26 protein-coding genes are annotated in these 26085 nt (G+C 63.9%); 22 read left to right on the top strand and 4 right to left on the bottom strand.

What is annotated here, in order from left to right; all coding sequences use genetic code 11:
* The first annotated feature begins 4 nt into the window (after positions 1–4).
* The 6 genes from EB836_RS17050 to EB836_RS17075 all read left to right on the top strand — a co-directional run bounded on the left by EB836_RS17050 (position 5) and on the right by EB836_RS17075 (position 5544).
* Positions 5–1318, top strand: coding sequence for an FAD-dependent oxidoreductase (locus tag EB836_RS17050; RefSeq protein ID WP_135542542.1), 1314 nt, complete (start codon positions 5–7; stop codon positions 1316–1318).
* 73 nt (positions 1319–1391) lie between these two features.
* Positions 1392–2249, top strand: a complete 858-nt coding sequence (locus EB836_RS17055) for an ABC transporter permease (RefSeq protein WP_135542544.1) — start codon at positions 1392–1394, stop codon at positions 2247–2249.
* Complete coding sequence (locus EB836_RS17060) at positions 2242–3048, top strand: ABC transporter ATP-binding protein (RefSeq protein WP_135542546.1); 807 nt, start codon at positions 2242–2244, stop codon at positions 3046–3048. Before EB836_RS17055 ends, EB836_RS17060 begins: the two co-directional genes overlap by 8 nt.
* A gap of 27 nt (positions 3049–3075) precedes the next feature.
* A complete protein-coding gene (locus EB836_RS17065) occupies positions 3076–3618 on the top strand; it encodes a thioesterase family protein (RefSeq protein ID WP_135542548.1) in 543 nt (180 codons plus the stop codon).
* Positions 3619–3777: 159 nt separating this feature from the next.
* Entirely contained in the window at positions 3778–4122 is a 345-nt protein-coding gene (locus EB836_RS17070; protein WP_135542550.1) for a hypothetical protein, read from the top strand.
* A gap of 150 nt (positions 4123–4272) precedes the next feature.
* Positions 4273–5544 carry an MFS transporter gene (locus EB836_RS17075; protein WP_135542552.1) on the top strand — a complete coding sequence of 424 codons (1272 nt, stop codon included), beginning with the start codon at positions 4273–4275 and terminating at the stop codon, positions 5542–5544.
* Between the two features lie 403 nt (positions 5545–5947).
* On the opposite strand, the gene EB836_RS17080 is transcribed toward EB836_RS17075, so the two are convergent.
* The gene (locus EB836_RS17080; RefSeq protein ID WP_240690123.1) at positions 5948–6979 is read right to left on the bottom strand and encodes a sulfite exporter TauE/SafE family protein; all 1032 of its coding nucleotides are present in this window, start codon (positions 6977–6979) and stop codon (positions 5948–5950) included.
* A gap of 291 nt (positions 6980–7270) precedes the next feature.
* Between EB836_RS17080 and EB836_RS17085 the strand changes: the two genes are divergently transcribed.
* The 9 genes from EB836_RS17085 (at position 7271) to EB836_RS17125 (ending at position 17832) form a co-directional block, all read left to right on the top strand.
* Entirely contained in the window at positions 7271–8059 is a 789-nt protein-coding gene (locus EB836_RS17085) for a CbiX/SirB N-terminal domain-containing protein (protein ID WP_240690125.1), read from the top strand.
* 128 nt (positions 8060–8187) lie between these two features.
* A complete protein-coding gene (locus EB836_RS17090; protein ID WP_135542554.1) occupies positions 8188–9912 on the top strand; it encodes a nitrite/sulfite reductase in 1725 nt (574 codons plus the stop codon).
* Positions 9909–10724, top strand: a complete 816-nt coding sequence (locus tag EB836_RS17095; RefSeq protein WP_135542555.1) for a phosphoadenylyl-sulfate reductase — start codon at positions 9909–9911, stop codon at positions 10722–10724. The genes EB836_RS17090 and EB836_RS17095 overlap by 4 nt, the downstream gene beginning before the upstream one ends.
* Positions 10721–11683 (top strand): sulfate adenylyltransferase subunit CysD, encoded by a 963-nt coding sequence (gene cysD, locus EB836_RS17100; protein WP_135542557.1) that lies wholly within the window; start codon positions 10721–10723, stop codon positions 11681–11683. The genes EB836_RS17095 and cysD overlap by 4 nt, the downstream gene beginning before the upstream one ends.
* Positions 11683–13035 (top strand): GTP-binding protein, encoded by a 1353-nt coding sequence (locus tag EB836_RS17105; RefSeq protein WP_135542559.1) that lies wholly within the window; start codon positions 11683–11685, stop codon positions 13033–13035. The genes cysD and EB836_RS17105 overlap by 1 nt, the downstream gene beginning before the upstream one ends.
* Positions 13032–13904 carry a uroporphyrinogen-III C-methyltransferase gene (cobA, locus tag EB836_RS17110; protein WP_135542561.1) on the top strand — a complete coding sequence of 291 codons (873 nt, stop codon included), beginning with the start codon at positions 13032–13034 and terminating at the stop codon, positions 13902–13904. Before EB836_RS17105 ends, cobA begins: the two co-directional genes overlap by 4 nt.
* On the top strand, positions 13901–14227 hold the full coding sequence (fdxA, locus tag EB836_RS17115; protein WP_135542562.1) for a ferredoxin: 327 nt from the start codon (positions 13901–13903) through the stop codon (positions 14225–14227). Before cobA ends, fdxA begins: the two co-directional genes overlap by 4 nt.
* A gap of 12 nt (positions 14228–14239) precedes the next feature.
* Positions 14240–15649 carry an FAD-dependent oxidoreductase gene (locus tag EB836_RS17120; protein WP_205683405.1) on the top strand — a complete coding sequence of 470 codons (1410 nt, stop codon included), beginning with the start codon at positions 14240–14242 and terminating at the stop codon, positions 15647–15649.
* A 554-nt stretch (positions 15650–16203) separates the two neighbouring features.
* Entirely contained in the window at positions 16204–17832 is a 1629-nt protein-coding gene (locus tag EB836_RS17125) for an APC family permease (protein ID WP_135542564.1), read from the top strand.
* A 335-nt stretch (positions 17833–18167) separates the two neighbouring features.
* On the opposite strand, the gene EB836_RS17130 is transcribed toward EB836_RS17125, so the two are convergent.
* Entirely contained in the window at positions 18168–19478 is a 1311-nt protein-coding gene (locus EB836_RS17130) for a DDE-type integrase/transposase/recombinase (RefSeq protein WP_135542566.1), read from the bottom strand.
* Positions 19479–19877: 399 nt separating this feature from the next.
* On the opposite strand from EB836_RS17130, the gene EB836_RS17135 reads away from it, so the two are divergent.
* From EB836_RS17135 to EB836_RS17145, 3 genes are read left to right on the top strand one after another with little or no spacing between them, the layout of a single operon-like run.
* Positions 19878–20423, top strand: coding sequence for a TetR/AcrR family transcriptional regulator (locus tag EB836_RS17135; protein WP_135542567.1), 546 nt, complete (start codon positions 19878–19880; stop codon positions 20421–20423).
* Between the two features lies 1 nt (position 20424).
* Positions 20425–21144: an ATP-binding cassette domain-containing protein gene (locus EB836_RS17140; RefSeq protein WP_135542569.1), complete on the top strand. Its 720-nt coding sequence runs from the start codon at positions 20425–20427 to the stop codon at positions 21142–21144.
* Positions 21144–21896, top strand: coding sequence for an ABC transporter permease (locus EB836_RS17145; RefSeq protein ID WP_135542571.1), 753 nt, complete (start codon positions 21144–21146; stop codon positions 21894–21896). The genes EB836_RS17140 and EB836_RS17145 overlap by 1 nt, the downstream gene beginning before the upstream one ends.
* A 42-nt stretch (positions 21897–21938) precedes the next feature.
* Here EB836_RS17145 and EB836_RS17150 read toward each other — a convergent pair whose 3' ends face one another.
* Positions 21939–22301 (bottom strand): MGMT family protein, encoded by a 363-nt coding sequence (locus EB836_RS17150; RefSeq protein ID WP_135542573.1) that lies wholly within the window; start codon positions 22299–22301, stop codon positions 21939–21941.
* A complete protein-coding gene (locus EB836_RS17155; RefSeq protein WP_135542574.1) occupies positions 22246–22587 on the bottom strand; it encodes a carboxymuconolactone decarboxylase family protein in 342 nt (113 codons plus the stop codon). Before EB836_RS17155 ends, EB836_RS17150 begins: the two co-directional genes overlap by 56 nt.
* Positions 22588–22793: 206 nt before the next feature.
* On the opposite strand from EB836_RS17155, the gene EB836_RS17160 reads away from it, so the two are divergent.
* Genes EB836_RS17160 through EB836_RS17175 form a run of 4 tightly spaced genes read left to right on the top strand, consistent with a single transcriptional unit; the run spans position 22794 to position 25992 of the window.
* Positions 22794–23525, top strand: a complete 732-nt coding sequence (locus EB836_RS17160) for a GntR family transcriptional regulator (protein WP_167854504.1) — start codon at positions 22794–22796, stop codon at positions 23523–23525.
* A 45-nt stretch (positions 23526–23570) separates the two neighbouring features.
* On the top strand, positions 23571–24482 hold the full coding sequence (locus tag EB836_RS17165) for an ABC transporter substrate-binding protein (RefSeq protein WP_167854505.1): 912 nt from the start codon (positions 23571–23573) through the stop codon (positions 24480–24482).
* A 3-nt stretch (positions 24483–24485) separates the two neighbouring features.
* A complete protein-coding gene (locus EB836_RS17170; RefSeq protein ID WP_135542580.1) occupies positions 24486–25433 on the top strand; it encodes an amino acid ABC transporter permease in 948 nt (315 codons plus the stop codon).
* Entirely contained in the window at positions 25426–25992 is a 567-nt protein-coding gene (locus EB836_RS17175; RefSeq protein ID WP_167854506.1) for an ATP-binding cassette domain-containing protein, read from the top strand. The genes EB836_RS17170 and EB836_RS17175 overlap by 8 nt, the downstream gene beginning before the upstream one ends.
* Positions 25993–26085: the final 93 nt, after the last annotated feature.

Genomic DNA, 26085 nt, shown 5'->3' on the forward strand with positions numbered 1-26085 from the left:
AGACATGAGCAAGCGGATCGTCATCATCGGTGCAGGACTGGCCGGGACCACTGCGGCCAGGGAGCTGAATGCGCGCGGTCAGGCGGTCACCGTCATCGACCCGCAGGCCGGGGACACCTGCGAGCGGCCGCCCCTGTCGAAGCACCTCTTCGACGATTCCCGCCACCACCTGCCGTACCACCTCGAATCGACCGAGCACATCACCTTCGTCCGTGACTGGGCCGAAGAGATCACCCTCGCCGAGGCGTCCGCGGACTCCCGCTACACCGCCGAGTCCCAGCGACACCCCCATCCGCTGGTCGATCACCACGCCACCGTGGGGACCGTCCACTTGGCGTCGGGGGAATCCATCGGCTTCACCCACTGCATTCTCGCGACCGGGATGGAAGCCCACCGGCCGCAGATCCCGAACTATCCGGACGCTCTTCCCGTCTACGACCTCGGCGATGCCGAATGGGTCCTCGACCGGGTGGAGAAGGCGCACGGACCGTTCGACGTCGGCGTGCTCGGCTCCGGTTATCTCGGGATGGAGGTCGCCTCCTCGGCGGTGGCGGCCGGGCACCGGGCCACGGTCTATCTGCGCGGGGACGAGCCGCTGCGCAAACAGCTCTCGGCCCCCGTCCGGCAGGCACTGTTCGACAGGCACAGAGCTGCGGGTGTCGAATTCGTCACCCATTCTTCGAGCCCGGACGACATCGCTGCAGATGTTCACGATCTGTTCATCACCAGCGTCGGTGCCCGCCCGCGGCTGATCCCGATCGACGGTCACAGGCCCGCCTTGGCATGGGACGTCGATGAGAGCTTGGCAACATCTCACCGAGGCGTCTTCGCCGCCGGAGACTGTGCCATCGTCACTGCAGGACCCTATGCTCTCGACCATCCGTGGGCCTGCGAACCCGTGGCCGAAAGCCATGGGAAGTTCCTCGCCGAACTCCTCGGCGACGCCCCGGACGAAACCGCGAACGGCACCGAAGACACCCCTGCCGAGACCGGTGCGGACCCGACGGAAACGGGCTCGAAGATCTGGTCAGAAGTGCCTTGGCACTGGAGTTTCCAAGGCCCGGAGAAGGTGTTCACGGCGGGGCTGACCAGCCCCGACGCCACCGACACGATCATCCGGCACGACCCGAGCGGGAAGAAGTTCCAGGTCTTCCACTTCGCCAGCACCGACCCCGAGGCGAAACTCCGAGGTGTCGAGACGTTCAACTGGCCACCCATGCAGGCCGCCGCACGGCGGGTGCTCGGCGGCAATCACATTCCGACGAGAGCCCAGTTGGAGGACCCGGAATTCGACTTCAAGGCTCACAGCCGACTGTGAGTCTGCGCTAGTCTCATCACGTAGACTCTTCTTCTGTTCTATCCCCAGTCGCCGACGAGAGAATCTTCTGTTCATGGATATGGCCAAGCTTGCTGCCGAGCACGGACTCGACAGAGTGGGTGGACGGCCGTCTTTGCCCCAATACATCAAACAGCTGATCAGTCGCAGCGACTTCACGTACACGCTCGCGAAGTATCGGATGCAGTCCGAGAACGAGCGCAACAGGCTCGGCATGCTGTGGGTGCTGCTGCGCCCCGGTTTCTCCGCACTCATCTACGGCACGGTCTTCGGCTACATCATGAAGGGTGCGACCGCGCGCCCGGACGACTTCGCCCCGTTCGTCATCATCGGCGTCTTCGTCCTCGAGTTCTTCAACACCTCGATGAACGGCGGTGCGAAGTCGATCATCGGCAACGCCTCTTTGGTCCAATCCCTGCCGTTCCCGCGCATCGTGCTGCCGATCGCCAAGGTGTTCCAGAACCTGCTCGACTTCATCCCCACCTTCATCTTCATGGCGGTGCTCGTCATGCTGTGGGGCGCCCGACCCGATTGGGACTGGTTCCTCTTCATCCCCTTGGTCTTTATGTTCTGGATCTTCAACCAGGGCGTGGCATTCATCTTCGCTCGCGTCACCGTGCACTTCCGCGACCTGTCCCAGGTCACCCCGTTCATCTCGCGGATGATCTTCTACACCTCGGGCGTCTTCTTCGACCTCAAGGTCATGGTCGACAAGATCAACCCCGACCTGCAGCCGTTCGCCGATTGGCAGCCGATCAACAACGTGCTCGCCATCGCCCGCGGCATCCTCATGAAGGACGGGGTCATTCCCTATGACTACTTCTGGCACTTGGCCATCTGGGCCTTCGGCATCTTCATCTTCGGCTTCATCTTCTTCTGGCAGGCCGAGGAAAGGTACGGTCGCGATGAGTGAGAACACCGAACATGAGACGAGCGGCGTCGCCGAGGCCACCGAATACAACGAGCCCGTCGTCGTCTGCGACAACGTCCACGTCCGCTACAAGACTCTGGCCACCGGCAAGAAGCTCAAGCTCGGCGGCGGGGGCGGAATGCTCAAGCGCCAGCGCGGACTGCAGGAGGTCCATGCGCTCAAGGGCGTGAGCTTCGTGGCGCATAAGAACGAATCGATCGGCATCATCGGCACGAACGGCTCGGGCAAGTCCACGCTCATGCGCTCGATCACCGGGCTGACCCCGACGTCCGGGGGCGCGATCTATGCGAAGTCACGGCCGAACCTCCTCGGTGTCGGTGCTGCACTCATCCCGGATCTCTCCGGTGCCCGCAATATCATCCTCGGATCCCTGGCCTTGGGTCTCACCCGCGCCGAGGTGGACGAGAAGTTCGACGATATCGTCGAGTTCACCGGGCTCGAAGACTTCATCGACCTGCCGATGCGCACGTATTCCTCGGGGATGTCCCAGCGGCTGAAGTTCGCGATCGCCACCTCGGTCCAGCATGAGATCCTCATCGTCGATGAGGCGCTCAACGTCGGTGACAAGAAGTTCCGTGACCGTTCGGAGGGCCGCATCCGGTCGATCCGGGAGAACGCCGGTACCGTCTTCCTCGTCTCGCACTCGATGCGGTCGATCAAGGACACGTGCAATCGCACGCTGTGGATCGAGAAGGGCGAACTGCGTGCCGACGGCCCGACGGCCGATGTCATCAAGGAATATCAGGACTTCAACAAGGTGGCGAAGGAGCGGGGCGACTAAGAGCCTACCTATGAGTAACATGGGGGCATGCACTTCATGCGAATGCTCCTCCAGCTGCTCCGATCTCGTCGCCGCTCGGCTCAGGGGCTGTGGGACACCTACTCCTTGACCCTGCGCGTCCTGCCGACGGAGATCGACATCTTCCGGCACGTCAACAACGGCATGTACTTCTCGATCATGGACCTCGGCCGACTCGACATGATGGTGCGCAGCGGGGTCTGGAAGACATTGCGGGCTAGGGGCTGGAGCGGCGTCGTCAGTGCAGAGACGATCAGCTTCCGGAAGTCCCTCAAGCTCGGCCACCGTTATGACGTTGACACGAGAGTCATCGGCGTGGACGAACGCACCGTCCTCTTCGAGCACCGCATCGTCGTCGGCGAGGAGATCTTCACCCGCGCCTATGTCGCCACCAGACTGACCTCGAAGACCGGACGGATCACACGAGAGGACATGATCGAAGTCTTCGGACCGCCGCCGGAGGAACTCGAGTTGCCCGAATGGCTGCGAGACTGGCACCGGGCCAATGCTCTGCCGAGCCCCCGGCAGCCCGTGCTCCGGGACTGGTTCTGAGGCGGCGGGCCTCAAGTAGCCCGGAGTTCGAAGGCCACCCGGCCGAAGCGGCGGGGTCACGCGGCCCAGGGGTCGAAGACGGCTCGGCCGAAGCGACGGAGGCTCTCGAGGCCCGTCGTACCATAGCCAGACACGTGCACAGTCCCTAGACTCGGCCACATGGACAACAGTTCACACGAGCCGATCGACTCGAGCAACATCGGCGATCAGCCTTCGCTGCGCAGTTCGTCCGGCACCATCTGGATCGTTGCCGGCGGGATCTTCCTCGTCGTCATCTCGGGTGTCCTGGCCGCTGTCATCTCCTCCGGCGGCCAAGCCGTCCGCACTGCGATCACGACGATCATCATCGCCGCTTTCCTCTATCTCGTCCTGCTCATCGCCCGTTTCGCCGTTCGACCGGGAGCGGCCCGCCTGCGGGTGATGGCCGCGGCGATGATTGGCATGGCGGTGGCCGCACTCATCGGACTCGTCCTGTGCGTGGGTGCCGCCTCGGCGGGAGCCTGAAAATGGCTGCCATCCAGTGAGACGGGCCATTGCGTTCGCGTTCCATCGGATTAGACTCGACTGCTGACACTTCAGCGGCTCCAGGAGCCGCATCAACCCGGATGGCGAGCGAAGACGCATGCATCCTCGAACAGACACAAGAGGTGAGAGATGAGTGCATCGGCTGTTGAGTCCCGTGCGGAGAAGTCGCGGGCGAGGAAGGCCGTCTTCGCGGCCGGATTGGGCAATGCCCTCGAGTGGTACGACATCATTCTCTTCGGCTTCATGGCCACTTCCATCACCGCGGTCTTCTACCCCGGCGATGGACTCTCGGCGCAGCTGATGACCTGGGCGACGTTTGCGATCACGTTCGTCGTCCGGCCCCTCGGCGCGGTCATCATCGGCCGCTACTCCGATAAGCACGGCCGCAAGTCGGCTCTGTCGCTGACGATCGGTCTCATGACGCTCGGCGTGTTCATCATCGTCGTTCTTCCCGGCCAGTCCGTCCTCGGCGTGTGGGCCGCCATCGGCCTCATCATCGCCCGCATCATCCAGGGCATCTCCGCCGGCGGCGAGTTCGGTTCGGCCACCGCCTTCCTCACCGAGAACGCCAAACACGGCAAGGCCTACTACGCCTCCTTCCAGACGGCCACGCAGGGCATTTCGATGTTCCTCGCCGCCGGCATCTCCTGGATCTTCAGCTCGGCGCTGAGCGAAGAGGCGCTCCACTCCTGGGGCTGGCGTGCGGCATTCGCGATCGGTCTGCTCATCGGGCCTGTCGGCTGGTACATCCGCTCGAAGATGGACGACACTCCTGAGTTCGAAGCCGCCGAGAAGGTCGACAATCCGCTGCGCACCCTCCTCGGCGATCACTTCGGCCGCCTGGTCTCGGCGTTCCTCATCATCGCCATGGCCACGATCTCGGTCTACCTCATCACCTTCCTGCCGCAGTTCGCCGTCGGCAACCTCGGCCTCGACGCCTGGGCGGCTTTCCCCGGCGCCGTCGTCGCCGGCGTGATCACCCTCATCGGCTCACCGTTCGCCGGAAAGCTCGCCGACAGGGTGGGCGCGACGACCGTGATGATCCCGACGACCATCGTCGGCATCATCGCCGCGTGGCCGATGTTCATCCTGCTCACAAGCCATCCCTCGATCGCGATCCTCACCGTGTGCGAGGCGATCGTCGGCCTGTTCATGGTCTTCTACTTCGGCCCGATGCCGGCGCTGCTGTCCGAACTGTTCCCCGTCCAGGTTCGCAGCTCCGGCATGACCATCGCCTACAGCCTCGGTGTCGCGATCTTCGGCGGCTTCGCCCCGCTCATCCTCACCGCGCTGCTCAGCGCCACCGGAGAGCTGACCGTGCCCGGCTTCTACTACGCGGCCCTGTCCCTGCTCTCCCTCATCGGAGTCATCGTCGCCCGCAAGGCGTACAACCAGCGCTGACCCGACGGCTCGGATCGCACGTTGCGCTGGCCCCACGTTGCGCCGGCCCCGCGTTGCGCTGACCTCACGCCAGCGCTGACCCGGCGTCGGGTAACGCGAAACTCGAAAAACACGTCACTGGCGACGTGTTTTTCGAGTTTCGCGTTGACTGAGATAGGTGGATGGTGCGACGCGACCGCTGAGCCTCGCCGAGGTGGGGCGACGTCTTCGTGGGCCTGTCGTTCAACGCTCGGCCCGGTTATCGATGCGTGCTCGGATCGATAACCGAGCGCGCTGTTGATCGACGTGTCGGGCGGGCGGTCGGTGCTGTTGATCGACGTGCCGGTCCGGCGGTCGGTGCTGTTGATCGGCGCTTCGGGCCGGCGAACGGCGACCGACGACCGGCACCGCCGCCCGGGAGCTGTCATCCGCCGACGGGAACCTCGGTCGCGGCCTCTTCCGACTTGCGGGTCTTCGCTGCCTGGCGTTCGAGCCGCACGACGTGGGCCAGCAGTGCGACCCAGACGATGGCCAGACCGCCGACGACGAGCCACACCGACGAGCTGCCGATACCGAAGGTGAGGAGGATGGTGCGCACATTCGTGAGGATGATGATGCCGCCGGCGGCGATGGCGAGGACCTTCGCCGGCAGCAGTTTGACCAGCCACGCGGCGAAGGGTGCGGCGATGACACCGCCGACGAGCAGCGCGGCCACGATCGTCCACTCGATGCCCTGCGCCCCAAGCGCGAGAAGGAACCCGAGCGAACCGCCGACAGCGACGACGAACTCACTCGTGTCGATCGAGCCGATGACCTTCCGCGGCTCCAATCGCCCGGATGACAGCAGCGTCGTCGTCCCGACCGGGCCCCAACCGCCCCCGCCGATGGCATCGAGTGCTCCACCGAGGAAGCCGACCGGCACGAGCATCCCGGCTTTCGGCCGCGAACGGAACTGCGGGCGCTTCCCGCCCAAGGCGAGAAAACGCCAGATGACATAGACGCCGAGTGCGAGCAGTATGCCCGAAACCCACGGCGTGACGGCTTCCCCGTTCAGGTTTGCGAGGACCGTCGACCCGATGAGCGCCCCCACGAAACCTGGCCCCGCGAGAATGCCGACCGTGCGCCAATCGACATTGCCGAACCGGTGGTGAGAGATCCCCGAAACCAGAGTCGTCCCCAACTCGGAGAAGTGCACCGCCGCCGAGGCGGCCGCCGGTGCCGTACCCGCCGCGAGCAGCAGCGTGGTTGAGGTGACCCCATAGGCCATGCCGAGGGAGCCGTCGATGAGCTGCGCGATGAGGCCGACTATTCCGAGGATGATGAGCTGACGCATGTGCTTGCCTTTCGTGGATGACGCGAAGGATGGGGAGGCGCAGACGATAGAAATGACGTCGACGATGTGAATGACGTCGACGATGCGGGCGGTGTCAGAGACGCAGAAGTGCGTTGAAAACACACACTAGCGAAATTGTTGAGCAGACCTGAATGTCAGGCGCAATCCTACGAACTCGGTCGCGATGTGTCGAAAAATGACGGAGAATGGCGAAATTTCGCAGATGACTGGGCTGTGTGCGGTGTTGGGGCGGATCGGTTACGCTGTGCGAATGAATTCAATCGTGACGACCACTGCCCGCTCTGGCCGATCAGTCGTTGAGCAATCGACCTGTTCGGTGGCCTCGTTGTTTCCGGACCCTGCGGGAGAGCGGGCGCGGGGGTCTGCGCAGTGGAGCGCGCAGGGGCGTGGCCAGTGACGGGGCTGCCGTCGGTGGGACTGATCTCCCACGGAACCTCTTCACCCACGGGCCAGGTCCTCATCGAGGTGCTTGCGGCAGAGGTTGCTACTGATCTGCGCATCCGTGGGCTCGCAGACGAGGTGATGCTCGGTCATGTGGATGTCCAGAAGCCCGATGTCGACGAGGTGATCGCCCGACTGCCTGACGATCGTCCGGTCGTCCTCACGCCGCTGCTGCTCTCGCCGGGGTATCACGTCCATGTCGACCTCGCCGAGGCGGTCAGTCGGGCCGGAGCCGCCGGTCGCGACGTTCGTCTCGCCCCTACTCTCGGGCCCGACGCCCGGCTTGCAGGAATTCTCGCCGACCGCCTCCCGCCGCTGCGCGAAGGCGACGAAGTGATCCTTGCCGCGGCGGGATCGAGCGACGAGCGGGCGAACGAGTCGTGCCGTGAGATGGGCAGGCTGCTGGCCGCAGAGCTCGAACGTCCCGTTGAGGTCGGGTTCCTTGCCGGTGGGGGAGTGCTGTTGAAAGACCTCGTCGAGGAGAGTCGGAGCCGCGGCTGTCGGCCCGTGCTCGCGAACTATCTGCTCGCCCCGGGCTTCTTCGACGACCTCGCACGCAAGCTCGTCGCTGGGGGCGGAAGCGACCCGTCCGGCGTCCTTGCGCCACCCCTGCTCGCCTACGGCGGCAGCGCTTCCGCCGTGCCGCCCCGGCTCGTCGATGTCGTTCGCGACCGAGTCTGTGAAGGCAATCGCACCCAGGTCCAAGCCCGCACCGCCGCCTCGCAAGCGCTCAACGCCTGACCGCATCCTCGGCGGCCTGTGTCCTCATATGTCGCTCCATGACACAAACCCTTCGAGTATTTGTTGAGCAATCCGGCATTCATGTAGCGTGACTCATCACTGGTTCCCCTCAGCGTTTGGAGACAGCAATGTCCACTCAGGTGGAAGAGAACAAGGAAACAGCAGGTAAACCAGCCGCAAAGCGGCCCGCCCGCCCGAAGAAGCCCAATGGGCAGTGGAAGATCGACGGCCGTGAACCGTTGAACAAAAACGAGATCGACAAGGCCGAGGACAATGGCCTCAACGTTCGCGCACGCATCGATGAGACCTACTCGAAAGAGGGGTTCGCCTCGATCGCCGAGGCCGACCTCCACGGACGCTTCCGTTGGTGGGGGCTGTACACACAGCGCAAGCCGGGCATCGACGGCGGCCGCACCGCGAAACTCGAGCCGCACGAGCTCGAAGACGAATACTTCATGATGCGCATCCGCACCGACGGCGGGAAGCTCAGCCTCGAGCAGCTGCGCACGATCGCCCAGATCTCCAATGACTTCGCCCGGGGGTCCGCCGACCTCACGGACCGTCAGAACATCCAGCTGCACTGGGTGGAGATCGAGAACGTGCCGGAGATCTGGCGCCGCCTCGAGTCAGTGGGAATGCAGACCACGGAGGCCTGCGGCGATGTGCCCCGTGGGTTCCTCGGCTCACCCGTGGCCGGAATCGCCGCCGATGAACTCATCGACCCCACCTCGGCGATCGAGGAGATCACCCGCCGCTACATCGGGGACCCGAGCCTGTCGAACCTGCCGCGCAAGTACAAGACCGCGATCACCGGCCACCCCAGTCAGGACGTCGTCCACGAGATCAACGACTGCTCATTCGTCGCCGTCGACCACCCGGAGCACGGCATCGGCTACGACCTGTGGGTCGGCGGTGCGCTGTCCGTGGTGCCGCGCTTCGCCGAGCGTCTCGGTGCCTGGGTCCATCCGGACCAAGTCGTCGACGTCTGGCTCGGTGTCACGGAGATCTTCCGCGACTACGGCTACCGCCGCCTGCGCAACAAGGCACGGATGAAGTTCCTCCTCGCGGACTGGGGACCGGAGAAGCTGCGCGACGTCCTCGAAACCGAGTACCTCGGTTACCTCCTCGCCGACGGTCCTCCTCCGCCGAAGCCCGCGGTTGCCGGCGACCATGTGGGCATCCACCAGCAGAAGGACGGCAAGTACTACATCGGCACCACCCTCGTCGCCGGTCGGGCGTCGGGGACCCTGCTCCACCAGATCGCCGATCTGGCCGAGCAGTACGGACTCGACCGGATCCGCCTGACCCCGCATCAGAAGATCCTCGTCCTCGACGTCGACGAAGCCGATGTCGAAAAGGTCGTCGCCGGCCTCGACGCCCTGGGCCTGTCCAGCCGCAAGGATCTCTTCCGCCGTTCGGTGATGGCCTGCACGGGCATCGAATTCTGCAAGCTCGCCATCGTCGAGACGAAGCAGACGGCCATCGACGCCGTCACCCGGCTGGAGGAGAAGCTGGCCGACATCGACCTGCCCCATCCCATCAGCCTCCACCTCAACGGCTGCCCGAACTCCTGCGCCCGCATCCAGACCGCCGACATCGGTCTCAAGGGCCAGATCGTGACCACCGACGACGGTGAGCAGGTGCCGGGGTTCCAGGTCCACGTCGGTGGAGGACTGGCGTCGAAGGACCGCGACGAGGCCGGGCTCGGCCGCACCGTCCGCGGCCTCAAGGTCACCGTCGACGGACTCGAAGAGTACGTCGAGAAGATCGTGCGCCGGTTCCTCGACGGACGGTCCGAGGACGAGACCTTCTCACAATGGGCACACCGAGTCGACGAAGAGGAGCTGAAATGAGCACCACCGACCCGACGACGACCACCGACCCGACCACGACCGCACACCCGACCAGCGGCTCGACCACGACGGCCCACCGGAGTCGCCCCACGCCCCGCCCCATCGAGGAGCTCCAGGCCCTCGCCGAGGCGGGAGCCCGGGATCTCGCCGGTGACTCCGCGGCCGGGCTGTCCGAAGCGAACCCCGCCGACGTCATCCGCTGGGTCTCCCGACACTTCGACACCGCCGCCTGCGCCGTGGCCTGTTCGATGGCCGATGCGGCCCTGCCGCACTACGTCGCCCAGTACCAGCCGGGGGTCGACGTGCTCTTCCTCGACACCGGGTACCACTTCGCGGAGACCTACACGACCCGCGACGAGGTGGCCCGCCGTGTCGATGTCCACATCGTCGACGTCCTTCCGGAACAGACCGTCGAGCAGCAGGACGCCGAATTCGGGGCCGAACTCTTTGCCCGCGACCCCGGTCTGTGCTGTGCCCGCCGCAAGGTCGCGCCGTTGAAGAGATCACTTGAGGGCTACGAACTCTGGTTCACCGGGGTTCGCCGCGACGAAGCCCCGACCCGGGCGAACACCCCGCTGATCACCTTCGATGAGAAGAACGGACTGGTCAAGGTCAACCCCTTGGCCGCCTGGTCCTACGACGACCTCCTCGACTACGCACGTGCCTTCGACGTGCCCGTCAACCCACTGCTGTCGCAGGGCTACCCGTCGATCGGCTGCCAGCCCTGCACCCGCCCCGTCGCCGCGGGGGAGGATCCCCGCGCCGGACGCTGGGCGGGAACGACCAAAACAGAATGCGGACTCCACACATGAGCATCGACACCATCCCAACCGTCAACCCCACCGGCCCCGCCTCGGCGACCGAGGGCACTCCCGACCGGACGCTGACCAGCCTCGACGTCCTCGAATCCGAGGCGATCCACATCATCCGTGAGGTCGCCGCCGAGTTCGAGAAGCCGGTCCTGCTGTTCTCCGGCGGCAAGGACTCCGTGACCGTCCTCCACCTCGCGGCGAAGGCGTTCTGGCCGGCGAAGATCCCCTTCGGCCTCCTCCACGTCGACACCGGCCACAACTTCCCCGAGATCATCCGCTTCCGCGACGAGACCGCCGCACGCTTCGGCCTCGACCTCACCGTCGCGAAGGTCCAGGACTACATCGACGACGGTCGTCTGCGCGAACGCCCCGACGGCACCCGCAACACCCTGCAGACCCAACCGCTCATCGACGCCATCGCCGACGGCGGCTTCGACGCCGTGTTCGGCGGGGCCCGCCGGGACGAGGACAAAGCCCGTGCGAAGGAGCGCATCCTGTCACTGCGCGACGAATTCGGCGGTTGGAACCCCAGCAGCCAACGACCCGAGCTGTGGAACCTCTACAACGGCCGGCACCTGCCCGGCGAACACGTGCGGGTCTTCCCGATCTCGAACTTCACCGAACTCGACGTGTGGAACTACATCGCACGCGAAGGCATCGCCCTGCCGCAGCTCTACTTCGCCCACGACCGCGAGGTCTTCTCCCGCGACGGCATGTGGTGGGCCACCGGCGAATTCTCCACCCCGCGTGAGGACGAAACCGTCACCCGCCGCACGGTCCGCTACCGCACCGTCGGGGACATGAGCTGCACGGGCGCCGTCGAATCGGACGCCGATGACCTCGAGTCCATCCTCGCCGAGGTGGCCGCCACCACCGTGACCGAGCGCGGAGCCACGCGCGCCGACGACCGCATCTCGGCCGCGGCCATGGAAGACCGAAAGAAGGACGGGTACTTCTGATGACGACTACACCGACCACGCCTGCACCGAACCCCGCGAGCGCATCGCAATCGGCGACCCAGCCGAAGACGCTGCTGCGCTTCGCGACCGCGGGGTCCGTCGACGACGGCAAGTCGACGCTCGTCGGCAGGCTCCTCCACGATGCGAAGGCGATCCTGGCCGACCAGCTCGCCGCGGTCACCGCCACGAGCCGGGAACGCGGATTCCTCGGCGGCGAGTTCGACTTCGCTCTCCTCACCGACGGCCTGCGGGCCGAGCGGGAACAGGGCATCACCATCGACGTCGCCTACCGCTACTTCGCCACCGATCGGCGCTCCTTCATCCTCGCCGACTGCCCCGGCCACGTGCAGTACACCCGCAACATGGTCACGGGAGCCTCGACCGCCGACGCTGTCGTCGTCCTCATCGACGCCCGCACGGGCGCGACCGAACAGACTCGACGCCACCTCACCGTCGTCTCCCGACTGGGCATCCGCTACGTCATCATCGCAATCAACAAGATCGACCTGCTCGACTTCGACCGGCAGACCATCGAAGCGGTCGAAGACGAGGTGAGGACCCTGGCCGCCGAGATCGGCCTCGAGGTCCCGCACCTCATCCCGATCTCCGCTCTGGCCGGAGACAACATCGCGACCACCTCGGCCAACACCCTGTGGTATGAGGGCCCGGCACTGCTCGAACTCCTCGAAACCCTGCCGAGCACCGAGGCGGACACCGCCGACCGCGAACCCTTCCGCCTCGACGTGCAGACGGTGCTGCGTCCCCAAGGGGGACTGGCACCGGGACTCGACGCCGAAGAATTCCGGGACTACCGGGCCGTGGCCGGTCAGATCACGGCCGGGCAGGTCCGCCTCGGCGATGAGGTCGAGATCCACCCGGCCGGGATCCGCACCACCGTGACCGGCATCGACACCGCCGACGGTCCGCTCGATTCCGCGAGCGCACCCCTGTCGGTGTCGCTGCGGTTGGCCGATGAGATCGATACGGCACGCGGCAGTGTCATCGCCGCCGCCGGCACTCTGCCGCCGCCGCGTCGGGACCTGCGCGCCGAGGTGTTCCCCTTCACCGCCGAGGGTCTGCGCACGGGCCAGCGGGTGCTCGTGAAGACGGGAACGACGACCGTCAAGGGCATCGTCACGATCACCTCCCGCCGCAATCTTGAGACCTCGACGCTCGAAGACGCCGAGGAGCTGGCCGGCAACGACATCGGCCTCGCGCAGGTGAGACTGTCCGCGGCGCTGCCGATCCCGGACTTCCGCGTCCACGGCCCGGCCGGTGCGTTCGTCGTCATCGACCTGCAGACCGGGAACACGCTGGCTGCTGGCATCCACACCCCCGAGGAGAACTCATGACCCACTTCCCACCGCAGGCCCCGGGCAGCGTGCTGCTCGTCGGGGCCGGGCCCGGGGATCTCGGGCTGCTCACCGTCACCGGCCTGCGCGCCCTCGAGCGGGCCGAGGTCATCGTCGCCGACCGCCTCGGCGCGCGGACCGTCATCGATCAGCTCGAACAGGAGCGCGGTGCCGCCCTGGATGCGGAGATCATCGATGTCGGCAAACAGCCGGGCCATCACCCGGTGCCGCAGGATGAGATCAACGCGATCCTCGTCGAGCAGGCCAAGCGCGGGCTGCGCGTCGTCCGGCTCAAGGGCGGGGACCCGTTCGTTTTCGGACGTGGGGGAGAGGAGATCGCCCATGTCCGGGCTGCCGGCATCGACGTGCACGTCGTTCCGGGTGTGACCAGCGCGAACTCCGTTGCCGCGCTCGCCGGGATCCCGCTCACCCACCGAGGCGTCGCCACCTCGTACACGGTCGCGACCGGGCACGACCAGCTCAGTGAGCTCGGCGGGGGACGCGACCACACCGTCGTCGTGCTCATGGGTGTGGGCACCCTCGTCCACTCGGCGATGGTGCTTGCCCGCGGCGAACGCGGCAGCGACTGCCCCGTGGCGATCATCGAAGACGGATTCGGCGACCGGCAGCGAGTGACGATCGGGACGCTCGGCACGATCGCCTTCCACGCCGCCCGCCGCGGTGTGAGGTCGCCGGCCATCATCGTCGTCGGCGACGTCGTGACCCTGAGTCCCTACGCCGACGGGGCGTTCACCTCGGCGCTCGACCCCGCCGCCACGCACACTGCCGCCACGAACGTTGCCGCCACGCACACTGCTGCCAATCACTCTGCTGCCACGCACACAGCCGAACTGACGAGGAACACATGACCTACATCATCGCCCAGCCCTGCGTGGACGTGAAAGACCGGGCCTGCATCGAAGAATGCCCGGTGGACTGCATCTACGAAGGCACCCGCTCCCTCTACATCCACCCCGACGAATGCGTCGACTGCGGAGCCTGCGAACCCGTGTGCCCCGTCGAGGCGATCTTCTACGAAGACGATCTGCCCGAGGAGTGGGAGGACTATCACGCGGCGAACGTCGACTTCTTCGACGACATCGGCTCCCCGGGCGGGGCCGCCGCCCACGGCGTCATCAACAAAGACCACCCCTTCATCGCGGGCCTGCCCCCGCAGAACACCGACGACTGAACGAGGATTTCCATGACCACCACCCCATTCCGCGTGGCCGTCATCGGCGCGGGACCCGCCGGCATCTATGCCGCCGACCTGCTGACGAAAGCCGACCACGACCTCGACCTGAGCATCGACCTGTTCGAACGCCTGCCCTCACCCTTCGGGCTCGTCCGCTACGGCGTCGCCCCCGACCATCCGCGGATCAAAGGCATCATCAATGCGCTCATCAAGGTCCTCGACCGCGGTGACATCCGGCTGTTCGGCAATGTCGAATACGGCGTTGACATCAGCCTCGGCGAACTCACCGACCGCTACGATGCCGTGATCTTCTCCACCGGATGCTTCACCGATGCACCGCTGGCACTGCCTGGCGTCGATCTGCCCGGCTCCTATGGTGCTGCGGACTTCGTCAACTGGTACGACTCGCACCCCGATGTCGCTCAGACGTGGCCGTTGGAGGCGGAGAAAGTCGCCGTCATCGGCAACGGCAACGTCGCCCTCGACGTCGCCCGGGTGCTCGCGAAGCAGGCCGATGATCTCCACACCACCGAGATTCCCGACCATGTCTATGAGGGGCTCAAGGCCTCGCAGGTCACCGACGTCCATGTCTTCGGCCGTCGCGGACCGGCTCAGGCGAAGTTCACGCCGCTCGAGCTGCGTGAGCTCGGTCAGGTCAAAGACGTCGACGTCATCGTCTACCCCGAAGACTTCGAATTCGATCAGGGATCGCTCGACGCGATCGAGTCGAGCAACCAGGTCAAGCAGGTCGCGAAGACGCTCACGGACTTCACGCTGCGGGAGCCGACGGGCGCGAAGCGTCGCCTCCACCTCCACTTCCTCCACGCACCGACGGCCATCCTCGGCGAGGAACGGGTGACCGGACTGCGCACGGAACGTCAGGAACTCGATGGGACCGGCGGCGTGCGCGGGACTGGGGACTTCCACGACTGGGACATCGATGCCGTCTACCGCGCGGTCGGGTACGCGGGCACCGAGCTGCCGCAGCTGCCGTTCGACCAGGTCAAAGGGGTCATTCCCAATCATGAGGGCCGTGTCGTCGACGCCGATGATCAGGGCCAGGCCGCCGAGGCCGACGTCATTCCAGGCGTGTACACGACCGGGTGGATCAAGCGCGGTCCCGTCGGACTCATCGGGCATACGAAGGGTGATGCCTTGGAGACGATCGGGCACATCCTGACCGATCAGGCTGCCGGGGCGCTCACCGAACCCGTGTACCCGGACGAGTCGTCGATCGTCGAGCTCCTCGATTCCAAGGGCGTGGACTTCACGGATTGGGAAGGTTATCACCGGCTCGAGGCTGCGGAGAAGGCCCTCGGTGAGGCTGAGGGGCGTGAACGGGTGAAGATCGCAACGCGTGAGGCCATGCTCGCCGAGTCGCGGGCGCACCTGACCGCGGACTCGGCCGCCGGGAGCTGAGGCCCCGGCTGGTCCAGACGCGGCCACCGCCGAGGACTGGGAGAGACGTCCGTTCTGGATCGGCGGCTCCGTCGTTCAACGACGAATCAGGTTATCGATGCGAGGCAGTATCGAAAACCTGACTCGTCGTTGAACGAGTTCTACAGCTTGCCCGATGCTTTGGTGAAAGAGCGAGCGGAGCAGATCTTCGGCGCTGTCCGAGTCACGACCAGGGCGGAGAACGCATCGAGCAGTGTTCGTGGGCCGATAAAAGCCGGGTCCCTCCTTCGGTCTCTGACTTCCAGTTCGTCGGCGGGTGCCTTCAGAAGACCGACAAGACAGCGCCAGCACAGCTGACAACTTCACATAGTGACCCGAAAGATTCCACTATTCGACCCCGAAGCCGAAAAAGACGGCCTCGGGGTCGTCTGCGTCCGTGACCTCGGCAGATAACCCGGCTATGTAATTGACATCACGAATCGACAGGAGAAAACTGGCCGCCGAGAATCTGACCTCAACCCTGGGAGGCAAAGGTGCCCTCACACAGTTCACTGTCATCGGGACCGCATACGAGCGTGACAGTCGTCCACGACAAAGGACTCAAACGCGATATCGGCAAGACCGGGCTGCTCTTCACCGGAGTCGGATCGATCATCGGCTCCGGTTGGCTCTTCGGCGCCTTCGACGCCGCGAGCATGGCCGGCCCGGCCGCGATCCTGTCCTGGGCGCTGGGTGCGGTCCTCATCATCTTCGTCGCCCTGAACTACTCCGAACTCGGTGTCATGTTCCCCGTCGCCGGCGGTGTCGTGCGCTACCCGCACTATGCCTTCGGCTCGTTCGCCAGCTACACCAGCGGGTGGATCACGTGGCTGTCGGCGGCGGGAACCGTCGGCATCGAGGTGCTCGCGGCCGTCCAGTACGCCTCGAGCTACATGCCGTGGCTGATGGAGACGAAGGAAGGGGTGCTCGTCCTCACTGTGCCGGGCATCTTCGTGAGCATCGCGATGGTCGCCGTCTTCTGCATCATCAACATGTTCGGGGTGAAATTCTTCGCTCAGTTCAACAACGTGCTCGTGTGGTGGAAGCTGCTCGTCATCGTCCTTGTGTTCATCGGCCTCGCGCTACTGGCCTTCAACCCCGGTCACTTCCACATGCCCGAGTTCGGCGGTTTCGCCCCCAACGGCATCGCCCCGATCTTCGCGGCTCTGCCCGCGGCGGGCATCGTCTTCTCCTACCTCGGGTTCCGCCAGGGTGTGGAGTTCGCCGGCGAGACGAAGAACCCGCAGAAGAATGTGCCCTTCGCTGTCATCGGTTCGATCGTGCTCACCGGCATCATCTACATCCTCCTGCAGATCGCGTTCATCGGAGCCATCCCCACCGATCTGCTCAAGGACGGCTGGGGCGGACTGTCGTTCTCGAATTCGGCAGGACCGTGGGCAGAGATCGCGATCATGCTCGGGGCGATGTGGCTGGCGATCATCCTCTATATCGACGCCGTCGTCTCCCCGGCCGACACCGGCCTGATCTTCACCGCGCTCACCCCGCGGCTGTCGTACTCGCAGGCACGAGTGGGCAATGCCCCGAGTGCAATGACGAAGCTGAACAAGAAGGGCATCCCGTGGTTCGGTCTGGTGGTGACGTTCATCGTCGCCTGCTTCCTGTTCTTCCCGTTCCCGTCGTGGGCGAAGATGGTCGGCTTCATCACCTCCGGCACCGTCATCTCCTTCGGGTCCGGACCGGTCACGGTGGCGGCTCTGCGCCGGCAGCTGCCCAACCAGGAGCGCCCGTTCCGTCTGCCAGGCGGAGACCTGCTGCCGTTTCTCGGGTTCCTCGCCGCGAATCTCATCGTGTTCTGGACAGGCTGGGATACGAACTGGAAGCTGTTCCTGGCGATGGTGCTCGGTTACGTGGTCCTCGGTCTGCACTATGCGTTCAGCGACCGCAGCAAGATCCCGCCGCTGCAGTTCAAGTCCGGTTGGTGGATGGTCCTGTGGCTCGGCGGTCTGGCAGTGCTCAGCCTGCTCAGCAACTATGGCGAGGGTGCCATGGGCGTGCTCACGTTCGGATGGGGCGAGCTGGTCTGCACTGTCTTCACCGCCATCGTCTTCTACGTCGGCATCAAGACCCGCCTGAAGTCGGAAGAAGTCGTCGCCAACGTCGAGAACACCAAGGAGGCCAGCGCCGAACATATCGACGGGGAGTGATCCAATTCCTCGCCCTCGCCGAGGCGGCCCGACGTTGACGTCTATCACGGGGAGTTCGCATTCGACGAGGCCAAGAAGGTCATCAAGGATCACGAAAGTCCCGTCGGACTCATCGAGCGCACGAAGGGCAATGCGTTGGCGACCATCGGGCGCATCCTCACCGCTCAGACCGCCGGGGCGCCCACCTGACCGCGGTCTCGGCTGCAGGGAGCCGAGACCGCGGCCGCTGGGGACTGGGAGGGGCGTCGGTTCTGGTTCGGCGGCCCCGTCGATCAACGACGAATCAGGTTATCGATGCGTGTGTTGTATCGGGACTTTTCGGACACTGTTCGGAGTCACTTATCGGACAGTCTCGGTACTGACTTATCTGACACTGGTGTTGATTTTCGACGATCCTCTACGCCTGATGGCAGGCGCATGTTGTCGCCAGCAATGAACCGGCCGTGCCTCTTGATATTGATGTTGCGTGACTCGGTCAGGGGCAAGTCCAGGGTGGCGACGAGTTCGCCGTGCGGGATGAGGTAGAACTCGAGGTGGGTGCCTTTGTCGATGATCATGAGCTTGTGCCCTTCCCAGACCTTGCCGAAGGTGATGGTGTGGCCGCGGTAGGTGATGAATCCGTGGGCGTGTAGGGGACGTGTGGCGTACTCGAAATCGAGTCGACCGCGATCGTCGGTGGTGGTGTATCGGTCCAGTAACGCGGTGGGGTCGATCGGTTCGAACGGCGGTGTGATGATCGTTGCTGCGTCCCAGGCTGCTGCAGGGGTGATTCCTTCGCCGAGGCTTTGGTGTTGGCGGTGGGCGTTGTAGTGATTTTTGAAGTCATCGAGACGCTGCCGGAGGGCACGTTGAGTTGTCGGGTTCGTCGCGCGTAGACGGTTGAGGACGGGTTCGTGTGCGCGTTCGATCTTGCCCTGGTTCTGTGGGTGGTAGTACGGGCCCGGAGTGACGATGATGCCTTGTGCGGCCATGGCGGCATCGATGGTGCCGATCATTCCTTGGCGTTGCAGGGTGAACGCGCGGGCGTTGTCGCACAGGATCTCGCGGGGTCTGCCATAGGTGGTGATGGCATCGGTGAGCAGCGCGAGGACGGAAGCGTTGGTTTCACCGGTCGGGGATTCCTGAAGAGCGAGCATGAGGCGGGTGCAGTCATCGATGAGTTGGAGGATGACGAACTTTGCTGTGCGTGTGGGGTGGTATTCGAAGCCGTCGAGTTGCCAGAGTTCGTTGGCGAATTCCTTCTGAAATCGTTTGATCGACGAGTGGGGGCGTTTTCTGGGATTGAGGCGGGTGAGTTGTTCGTCGTGGAGAAACTGTCCGATTCGTGAGGTGCTGGGAATCAGGTGTGGTGGGTAGTTGTGGCGGATGAGTGTCCATTTGATTGATCGGGGTCCATCGTCGTAGCCGGCGTTGGTGAGCTCGGTCCGGAATTGTCGGATGAGTTCCCAGGTCAAGGGAGGGAACTTCGTGTGCGGGTTCTTCGGTGCTGTCGAAGCCGGTCGGAGTGGGTTTTCGTCGTTTCTGATGCGGTAGTAGGAGTCGCGGGAGAGCTTGTGTCGGCGGCAGAACTCGGCGATGGAGTCGGTTTCTGTCGGCTTGTGGGCAAGGATGAGTCGGCGTATGTGCGTGGTGATTCGTTGGGACATGCTTCCAGGATGTGTCCGGGAAGTCTGTGGTGATGTCGGTGTCAGATAAGTCGGTACTGACACTGTCCGATAAGTGGCTAGGAATACCGTCCGAAATGTAGGCGGTCAGGACACAGGTTATCGATGCGCGGCAGTATCGAAAACCTGATTTGTCGTTGAATGAGTTCTACGGCCCGGCCGATACTTTGGTGAGTGGCCCCTGATTCGAAGATCTCGGTGGCCTCGTTCGCTGGCTCTGCATGCGTCAGCCGGACGGTGCCACCCCGCCGAGGCTGCCGAGATTCACCGAACGCCCGCGGCCGGAGGGGGCGCACGGCCGGATCCCCACTGTCCTCTGAATCGTGACGCTTGCGGTCCCTGAGCCCTTGACATTCTAATGTTAGTGACTAACATTAAAGGATGAGTCGATGGCAGAAGACACATGAAACACTGGCGGGCGCAGCTCTGCAGCTGTTCCTCGATCAGGGGTTCGCCGGGACCGGCACCGCGCAGATTGCGGACCGGGCCGGGGTGAGCGAGATGACGCTCTTCCGCCACTTCCCAACGAAGGAAGCTCTGCTGCTCGAGGACCCCTTCGACCCTCGCATCGCCGAGGCTGTGCGGACCCGCCCGCCTGACGAGCCGCCCCTGCGCGCTGTCACCGAAGGGATCCGAGAAGTCTGGGCCACAGTCGCCGCCGACGAGGTCTCATCCCTGCGTCAACGTCTGCGCCTCATCGCAGAGACTCCCGGTCTGACCGGTGCGCTCGAGCGGGGTAGCGCCGCCACCGTCGACGCGATCGCTGCCGCACTGTCGGAACGGAACGTGGCGGCCGCCTCGGCGAGGGTCGTCGCGGCTGCGGTCATCGCAGGACTGAGTGCGGCCCTGCTCGACTGGGCGGTGTCGGACTCGGTGGCGCTCGGCGCGGCCATCGAAGAGGCACTGAACGTGCTGGAGGCGAAGTGAGATGCTCGAATTCTCCCGCGTCGGCTACCGGTTCCCCGGCGGGGATGGGGTCGCTGACCTGACGTTCGCTGTCCGACCCGGTGAGGTCGTTGCTCTCATCGGACTCAACGGGGCCGGCAAGACCACGCTCATGCGCCTCGGCCTCGGCATGCTGCGTGCCCAACGCGGCGAGGTGCGGCTCTTCGGCCACCCGCTCAACCGGATGCCCACCGAGTCCTGGGCCCGGGTCGGGGTCCTCATCGAGACGCCGCTGGCATACCCGGAACTCAGTGTCGTCGAGAACCTCCGCATCGCCTCGCTGCTCCACCACGGGAGTCCGGGCCAGCCGGACCAAGCGATGGAGACCTGGCAGCTGAGCGCCCTCAGCCGTCGACGAGTGCGTCGGCTGTCCCTGGGCAACAAGCAGAGGGTCGGGCTGGCCGCGGCCATGCAGCACGATCCGAGCCTCATCATCCTCGACGAGCCGACCAACGCCCTCGACCCCGCCTCCGTGATCCTCCTGCGCGAGCAGCTCCTCGATCGGGCGGAAAACGGCGCGGCCGTGCTGGTGAGCAGCCATCATCTCGACGAGGTGGCCCGCATCGCCGATCGGGTGCTGCTGATCAACGCCGGTCGGCTCATCGGCGAACTCGACACGACGGGTCCGGACCTCGAACGCACCTTCTTCGACCGCATCCGCATCGACGACGACAATCGGAGACTCGCCGAGGAGACCGTGTGATGAGTGCTGCCGTGCGGGTTGAGGCCCTGAAGATGCTCCGGTCCCCGGTGGGTGCGATCACCGCCGTCACGTTGGTGCTGGGACTGTGCGGACTGCTCATCGTCATCACGTTCGGTGCGTCCAGTGGGCAACCGCAGCTGATGGCCAAGCTCGGGCCTGCCGCCGCGCCGGACTGGGCAGGACTGATGGCTGGGGCCGAGCAGGTCGTGTCCGTGGCCTCGCTGCTCGCCTGCGGGGTCGTCGTGGCGTGGCTCTTCGGCCGCGAATTCGCCGACGGGACCATCGTCGGGCTCTTCGCCCTGCCGGTCGGCCGTGCGCCGATCGCCGTGGCCAAACTTCTTGTCTTCCTCGCTTGGGCTGTGCTCGTCGGGCTGCTGCTGAGCGTGTGTGTGGCTGTCCTGGGTCTCGTCTTCGGCTACGGAATGCCCGATTCCGCGGTGGGGGAGAGCCTGCTTCGACTGTGGCTGCTGACGGTGCTCAGCGGACTCCTCGTCATTCCCGTCGCGTGGGTGGCGACCCTGACGAGATCACTGCTGGCGGCGATCGGCTGCACGATCGGGCTCGTCGTCATCGCCCAGATCTCCGCGCTCGCAGGGCTCGACGGGTGGATGCCGATCGCCGCACCGGCACTGTGGGCCATAGGCTCGGATCCGACCGTGACCGGGGTGCAGCTTTTGCTGGTGCCGGTCTTCGGCCTCGTGTTCGCCGGTCTCACCGTCCTCGCCTGGGCCAGGCTGCAGCTGCGCCGCTGAGCCTGTGACTGAAACCAGCACCAGCACCGAGGCGATCCGAGGTCACGCTCCGATGCGGAATCGGGTCATGTCCACCCGCTGCCGGCGGAAGCCGACGCCCTCTGAGCGAAGCAGCTCTGGTGCGGTGCCGCCGTGGCAGTGCGCGGCGGTGCCGTCGGCGTAGACGATGCGCCACCACGGTCCGGAGTCGGATTCCTGGGCGACGAGACGCCCGGCTTGGCGAGCTCCGATGCCGACAGCCTCGGCGATGTCGCCGTAGGTGGCCACGCGGCCGGCGGGAACGGATCGCATGGTCTTTACGACCGCGGCACGGAGCCGCTGCCGCTCGGGCGCGGTTTCGAGGGTCGGGTCAGTGTGCGTGGTTGTGTCCGTTGAGAGTGTCCAGCGCCAGCGTCGAGTGCGCATAGGCTCCTCCGGCGCGCATTTCGGCGGCGACCCAGATCGCTTCCATGATCTGCTCGTCGGTGGCTCCGGCCTTCGACGCCAGGCGTGTGTGGCCCTTGATGCAGTAAGGGCACTGGGTGACGTGTGCGACGGCGACGGCGATGAGCTGTTTCGTCTGGCCTTCGAGTGCCCCGTCTGCGAAGACGGCCTTGCTGAAGGCTTCGAATGCGTCGTTGGGTTTCGGTGCGAGCTTCTTCCGCTGAGCGGCGATCTCGGGAGTGGCCTGAGGGTAGAGCGAATCCGACATTGTGAATCTCCTTGGTCGTCAAGGCGTCGTCAGAATCCGAATCGGATGGTGAGGCGCTGGATCTGTTTTCACCATAGACCTCACCACTGACGCACCAGACCCGCCCCAGGGCCCGCACTTGACCAGCTTGACCAGAAGCCACCATCACTGGTCTACATCCTCAAATTAAAGTTGACCGGTCATCTGTTAATATGTACGATCAACCCATGAGTACGCCGCAGTACCAAGTGATTCGCGCTGAGATCGAGGCAAAGATCTCACGAGGCGTTCTGGCCCCAGGGCAAAAACTCCCATCTGAGGCAGAGCTCCAAAAGAAGCATTCCGTGAGCAGATCGGTAGCTCAGCGTGTGCTTAATGACTTAGCAGACGCAGGCCTCGTTATCCGCCGAAAGGGATCCGGGACACGCGTCGCGGAAGGTGCACGCCAGATAAACGTAATGCGGTCAGTTGATCCCCGCATCGGAATGGCCGACGTGCCTGGCCAGATGCACGTCGCCGCAATAGAGACCATCCCCGCGGCTGAAGCAGCGGTCCATCTCCCGGGTCTCGCTGACGACGAACCTGTCCATCAACTCACTCGTGTCCGACGCGACACGGTGACAGGGACTCCCACGTCCGTGGAAATCGCCGCCATCCCTTTTAGAATCTCCCCAAACCTCCCGGCCGAGGACCTGCAGTCGGTCGCGATTCGTGCGCACCTGGCTGCCCTCGGCGTAGAGATCAGCGTGTCGCGAATGTACTTCGACCCAGTCGCGCTCACGTCAGAAGTCGCGGCGCTACTAGAGACTGAGCCTCACGTCCCAACGCTTCGCCGTCGCCGAGTGATGTGGAGAAGCAATGGCGATGTCGCGGAGTCCACAGCGTATTACTTGAAGCCTGGTGCCATGGAATTCTACATCGAGTACTCAGACCAGGAATCTCTCGACGTTTCCGAATAAAAACCTCTTCACGATTCAAAGATGAAATCAAAGATGGAGCAACCAATGAAAAAAGCACTCGTTACCGCCTCAGCGGCAATACTTCTCCTACTCGGAGTTAGCGCATGCGACAATCCCGAACCAGAGGGTGGTTCAGACCAAACCGACTCGAGTTCGATTGTTGAGAGCGTCGAAAAGGACGAAAGCATCGCCGCGAAGCTGCCAAAGAAATATCAAGAACAGGGCGGCTTCACAGTATCCATCAACCCTGACGTGGAGCCAGTCAAGTTCACCGACAGCGATGGTGAGATTGCCGGAATGAACCCTGACCTCTTGCGCGCGGCCGGCCGCGTCCTCGACGCAGAGGTGCGGTTTCAGAAAGGAACCTTCGATGGGATGGTGCCGGGCCTTGAGGCCAAGAGGTTCGATGCGATCAGCTCGGTAGCAGACTTCGTCGAAAGACAAGACAACATCGACTTTATTGACTACCTGAAGAATGGCACCGCGATCATCACGGCCGCAGACTTCCAGGACGATTCGCTGGAACTTAAGGATCTGTGCGGGTTGAGCGTCGGCTACGCGCGTGGCACTTCACAACAGGGAAGCCTGGAAGAAGCGTCGAAAGCATGCGTCGATAACGGTGATCCGGAGATCAGCATGAACGGCTATGGCGACTCTGGCGCAGGAATCCTCGCTGTCGAGAGTAGCGCTGCAGACGCATTCTGGGGTGACCTGCCACAGATGTCGTATAACGTGCAGCAGTCACCTGACGCTTTCAAGATCGTCTACGACGAACGCGTGAGCATTCTGGGCATCGGCATTCATAAAGACAACACCGAGTTCCGCGATGCACTCCACGCCGCGCTTCTGAAACTTGTAGAAGACGGAACCTACGACAAACTGCTCGCTAGCTGGGGTCTTGAAGACGCGGCGCATCCGGAAATGAACATCAACAGCGACCTCTCCCTGGAGGGATGATCAATGTCCACATCACAACCCGCCACCACTGTGGGGGTCGGCGACAAGGACTTAAAGAGCTCTGAACTAGCTGACCTCGAGATCAGGCCCCGTGTTGGTGTCGCCTACTGGATAAGTATCGCGCTGGCGATATATCTGTGCCTGGTGCTGATCGAGTTCTTCGTTTTTAACGAGAATTGGAACTGGAGCCTCGTTTTCTCCTACCTGTTCAGCAAGACCATCATGAACGGTCTTACCAACACAATCCTGCTTACTCTCCTCACAACTCTCCTAGGGCTCGCGCTGGGTGTCGTGACAGCATGGTGCCGGATGTCGCACCTCGTAGTGCTTCGAACTATCGCCGTGCTCTACATCTGGGTCATGAGAGCAATGCCGCCCCTTGTGATGCTGTTGTTCGTGTTCTTTTTCGGAGCGCTCGTACCAACACTGGGGATCGGTATTCCCTTCGGCCCCAACCTGTTCGAAGTTTCGACCAACGAAGTCATTTCGAGGTTTAGCGCCGCAGTTATAGGTCTGGCAATCTACATGGGCGCGTATACGGCTGAGATCATTCGCGGAGGCATTCTTTCACTTCAGGCCGGACAGTTCGAAGCATGTAAGTCCCTCGGTCTTCCACCGGTCAAGGCCTACTGGAAGGTGCTAGGGCCTCAGCTCATTCGTGTCATAACGCCTTCGATGGCCAATGAAATCATCACGACCTTTAAGAGCACCGCTTTGGTGTCAGTTATCGGGTATTCGGAGCTGCTTACCACGGTGCAAACAATATACGCACGGAACTTTGAGACCATTCCACTTCTCACAGTTGCTGTCATTTGGTACCTCGTGCTCACCTCGCTGGCAATGTTTGGCCAGAGCCTTCTCGAGAAGCACTTCGGAAAGGGCTTCTCGCGTCGAGACATCCACCATGAAGCAACAGCTGAGGTGCCGTCGAAGGAGCGAGACAATGCCTAATCATTCTGAGACCGAAAGTGTGCCCCTACTGCGCTTGTCCAATGTCACTAAGACTTTCGGCAGTCTTCGCGCGGTGGACAATGTCAGCCTTGATCTCGAGGTTGGATCTGTAACTTGCATCGTCGGCCCGTCAGGGTCGGGAAAGAGCACACTCCTTCGCACCGTCAACATGATGGATTCTTTGACTGGTGGAGCAATCTTCTTAAACGGGCAGATGATCGGCCACGAGGTGCGGAAGGGATACCGTGTGCCCGTGTCGAGTCGGGTTGCGCGCCGCCAGATCAGGAACTTTGGCATGGTGTTCCAACACTTCAACCTCTTCCCCAACTTCACTGCGCTCGAAAATGTCGCCCTCGGCCCGTCACTTGTCTACAACGAGAGCAACCAGAAGTCTCAAACCGCGGCCCGAGAGTACCTTCAGCAAGTTGGGTTGGAGTCACGCGCAAACCACTACCCAAGTGAGCTCTCCGGAGGACAGCAGCAACGTGTAGCAATTGCTCGAGCTCTCGCCACGGAACCTGTCAACCTTTTTGGGTCACTTGCTGAGCTTCGTCGTTGAGTTTGCTGGCGGGGTCTTCTCGTCCTGGTCGGGCGGGTTGATCCAGGCTGTGGTGGGCAATGCCGGCGGGACTGGGTGGTGGCGGACGAACCG

Origin of the sequence: Brevibacterium sp. S111 (genome assembly GCF_004745075.1) — a bacterium.
Taxonomy (GTDB): Bacteria; Actinomycetota; Actinomycetes; order Actinomycetales; family Brevibacteriaceae; genus Brevibacterium.

Coding starts and splice junctions, on each gene's coding strand:
- EB836_RS17050 (WP_135542542.1), top strand. CDS start 5: ATGAGCAAGCGGATCGTCATCATCGGTGCAGGACTGGCCGGGACCACT.
- EB836_RS17055 (WP_135542544.1), top strand. CDS start 1,392: ATGGATATGGCCAAGCTTGCTGCCGAGCACGGACTCGACAGAGTGGGT.
- EB836_RS17060 (WP_135542546.1), top strand. CDS start 2,242: ATGAGTGAGAACACCGAACATGAGACGAGCGGCGTCGCCGAGGCCACC.
- EB836_RS17065 (WP_135542548.1), top strand. CDS start 3,076: ATGCACTTCATGCGAATGCTCCTCCAGCTGCTCCGATCTCGTCGCCGC.
- EB836_RS17070 (WP_135542550.1), top strand. CDS start 3,778: ATGGACAACAGTTCACACGAGCCGATCGACTCGAGCAACATCGGCGAT.
- EB836_RS17075 (WP_135542552.1), top strand. CDS start 4,273: ATGAGTGCATCGGCTGTTGAGTCCCGTGCGGAGAAGTCGCGGGCGAGG.
- EB836_RS17090 (WP_135542554.1), top strand. CDS start 8,188: ATGTCCACTCAGGTGGAAGAGAACAAGGAAACAGCAGGTAAACCAGCC.
- EB836_RS17095 (WP_135542555.1), top strand. CDS start 9,909: ATGAGCACCACCGACCCGACGACGACCACCGACCCGACCACGACCGCA.
- cysD (WP_135542557.1), top strand. CDS start 10,721: ATGAGCATCGACACCATCCCAACCGTCAACCCCACCGGCCCCGCCTCG.
- EB836_RS17105 (WP_135542559.1), top strand. CDS start 11,683: ATGACGACTACACCGACCACGCCTGCACCGAACCCCGCGAGCGCATCG.
- cobA (WP_135542561.1), top strand. CDS start 13,032: ATGACCCACTTCCCACCGCAGGCCCCGGGCAGCGTGCTGCTCGTCGGG.
- fdxA (WP_135542562.1), top strand. CDS start 13,901: ATGACCTACATCATCGCCCAGCCCTGCGTGGACGTGAAAGACCGGGCC.
- EB836_RS17120 (WP_205683405.1), top strand. CDS start 14,240: ATGACCACCACCCCATTCCGCGTGGCCGTCATCGGCGCGGGACCCGCC.
- EB836_RS17130 (WP_135542566.1), bottom strand. CDS start 19,478: ATGTCCCAACGAATCACCACGCACATACGCCGACTCATCCTTGCCCAC.
- EB836_RS17135 (WP_135542567.1), top strand. CDS start 19,878: ATGAGTCGATGGCAGAAGACACATGAAACACTGGCGGGCGCAGCTCTG.
- EB836_RS17140 (WP_135542569.1), top strand. CDS start 20,425: ATGCTCGAATTCTCCCGCGTCGGCTACCGGTTCCCCGGCGGGGATGGG.
- EB836_RS17145 (WP_135542571.1), top strand. CDS start 21,144: ATGAGTGCTGCCGTGCGGGTTGAGGCCCTGAAGATGCTCCGGTCCCCG.
- EB836_RS17150 (WP_135542573.1), bottom strand. CDS start 22,301: ATGCGCACTCGACGCTGGCGCTGGACACTCTCAACGGACACAACCACG.
- EB836_RS17155 (WP_135542574.1), bottom strand. CDS start 22,587: ATGTCGGATTCGCTCTACCCTCAGGCCACTCCCGAGATCGCCGCTCAG.
- EB836_RS17160 (WP_167854504.1), top strand. CDS start 22,794: ATGAGTACGCCGCAGTACCAAGTGATTCGCGCTGAGATCGAGGCAAAG.
- EB836_RS17165 (WP_167854505.1), top strand. CDS start 23,571: ATGAAAAAAGCACTCGTTACCGCCTCAGCGGCAATACTTCTCCTACTC.
- EB836_RS17170 (WP_135542580.1), top strand. CDS start 24,486: ATGTCCACATCACAACCCGCCACCACTGTGGGGGTCGGCGACAAGGAC.
- EB836_RS17175 (WP_167854506.1), top strand. CDS start 25,426: ATGCCTAATCATTCTGAGACCGAAAGTGTGCCCCTACTGCGCTTGTCC.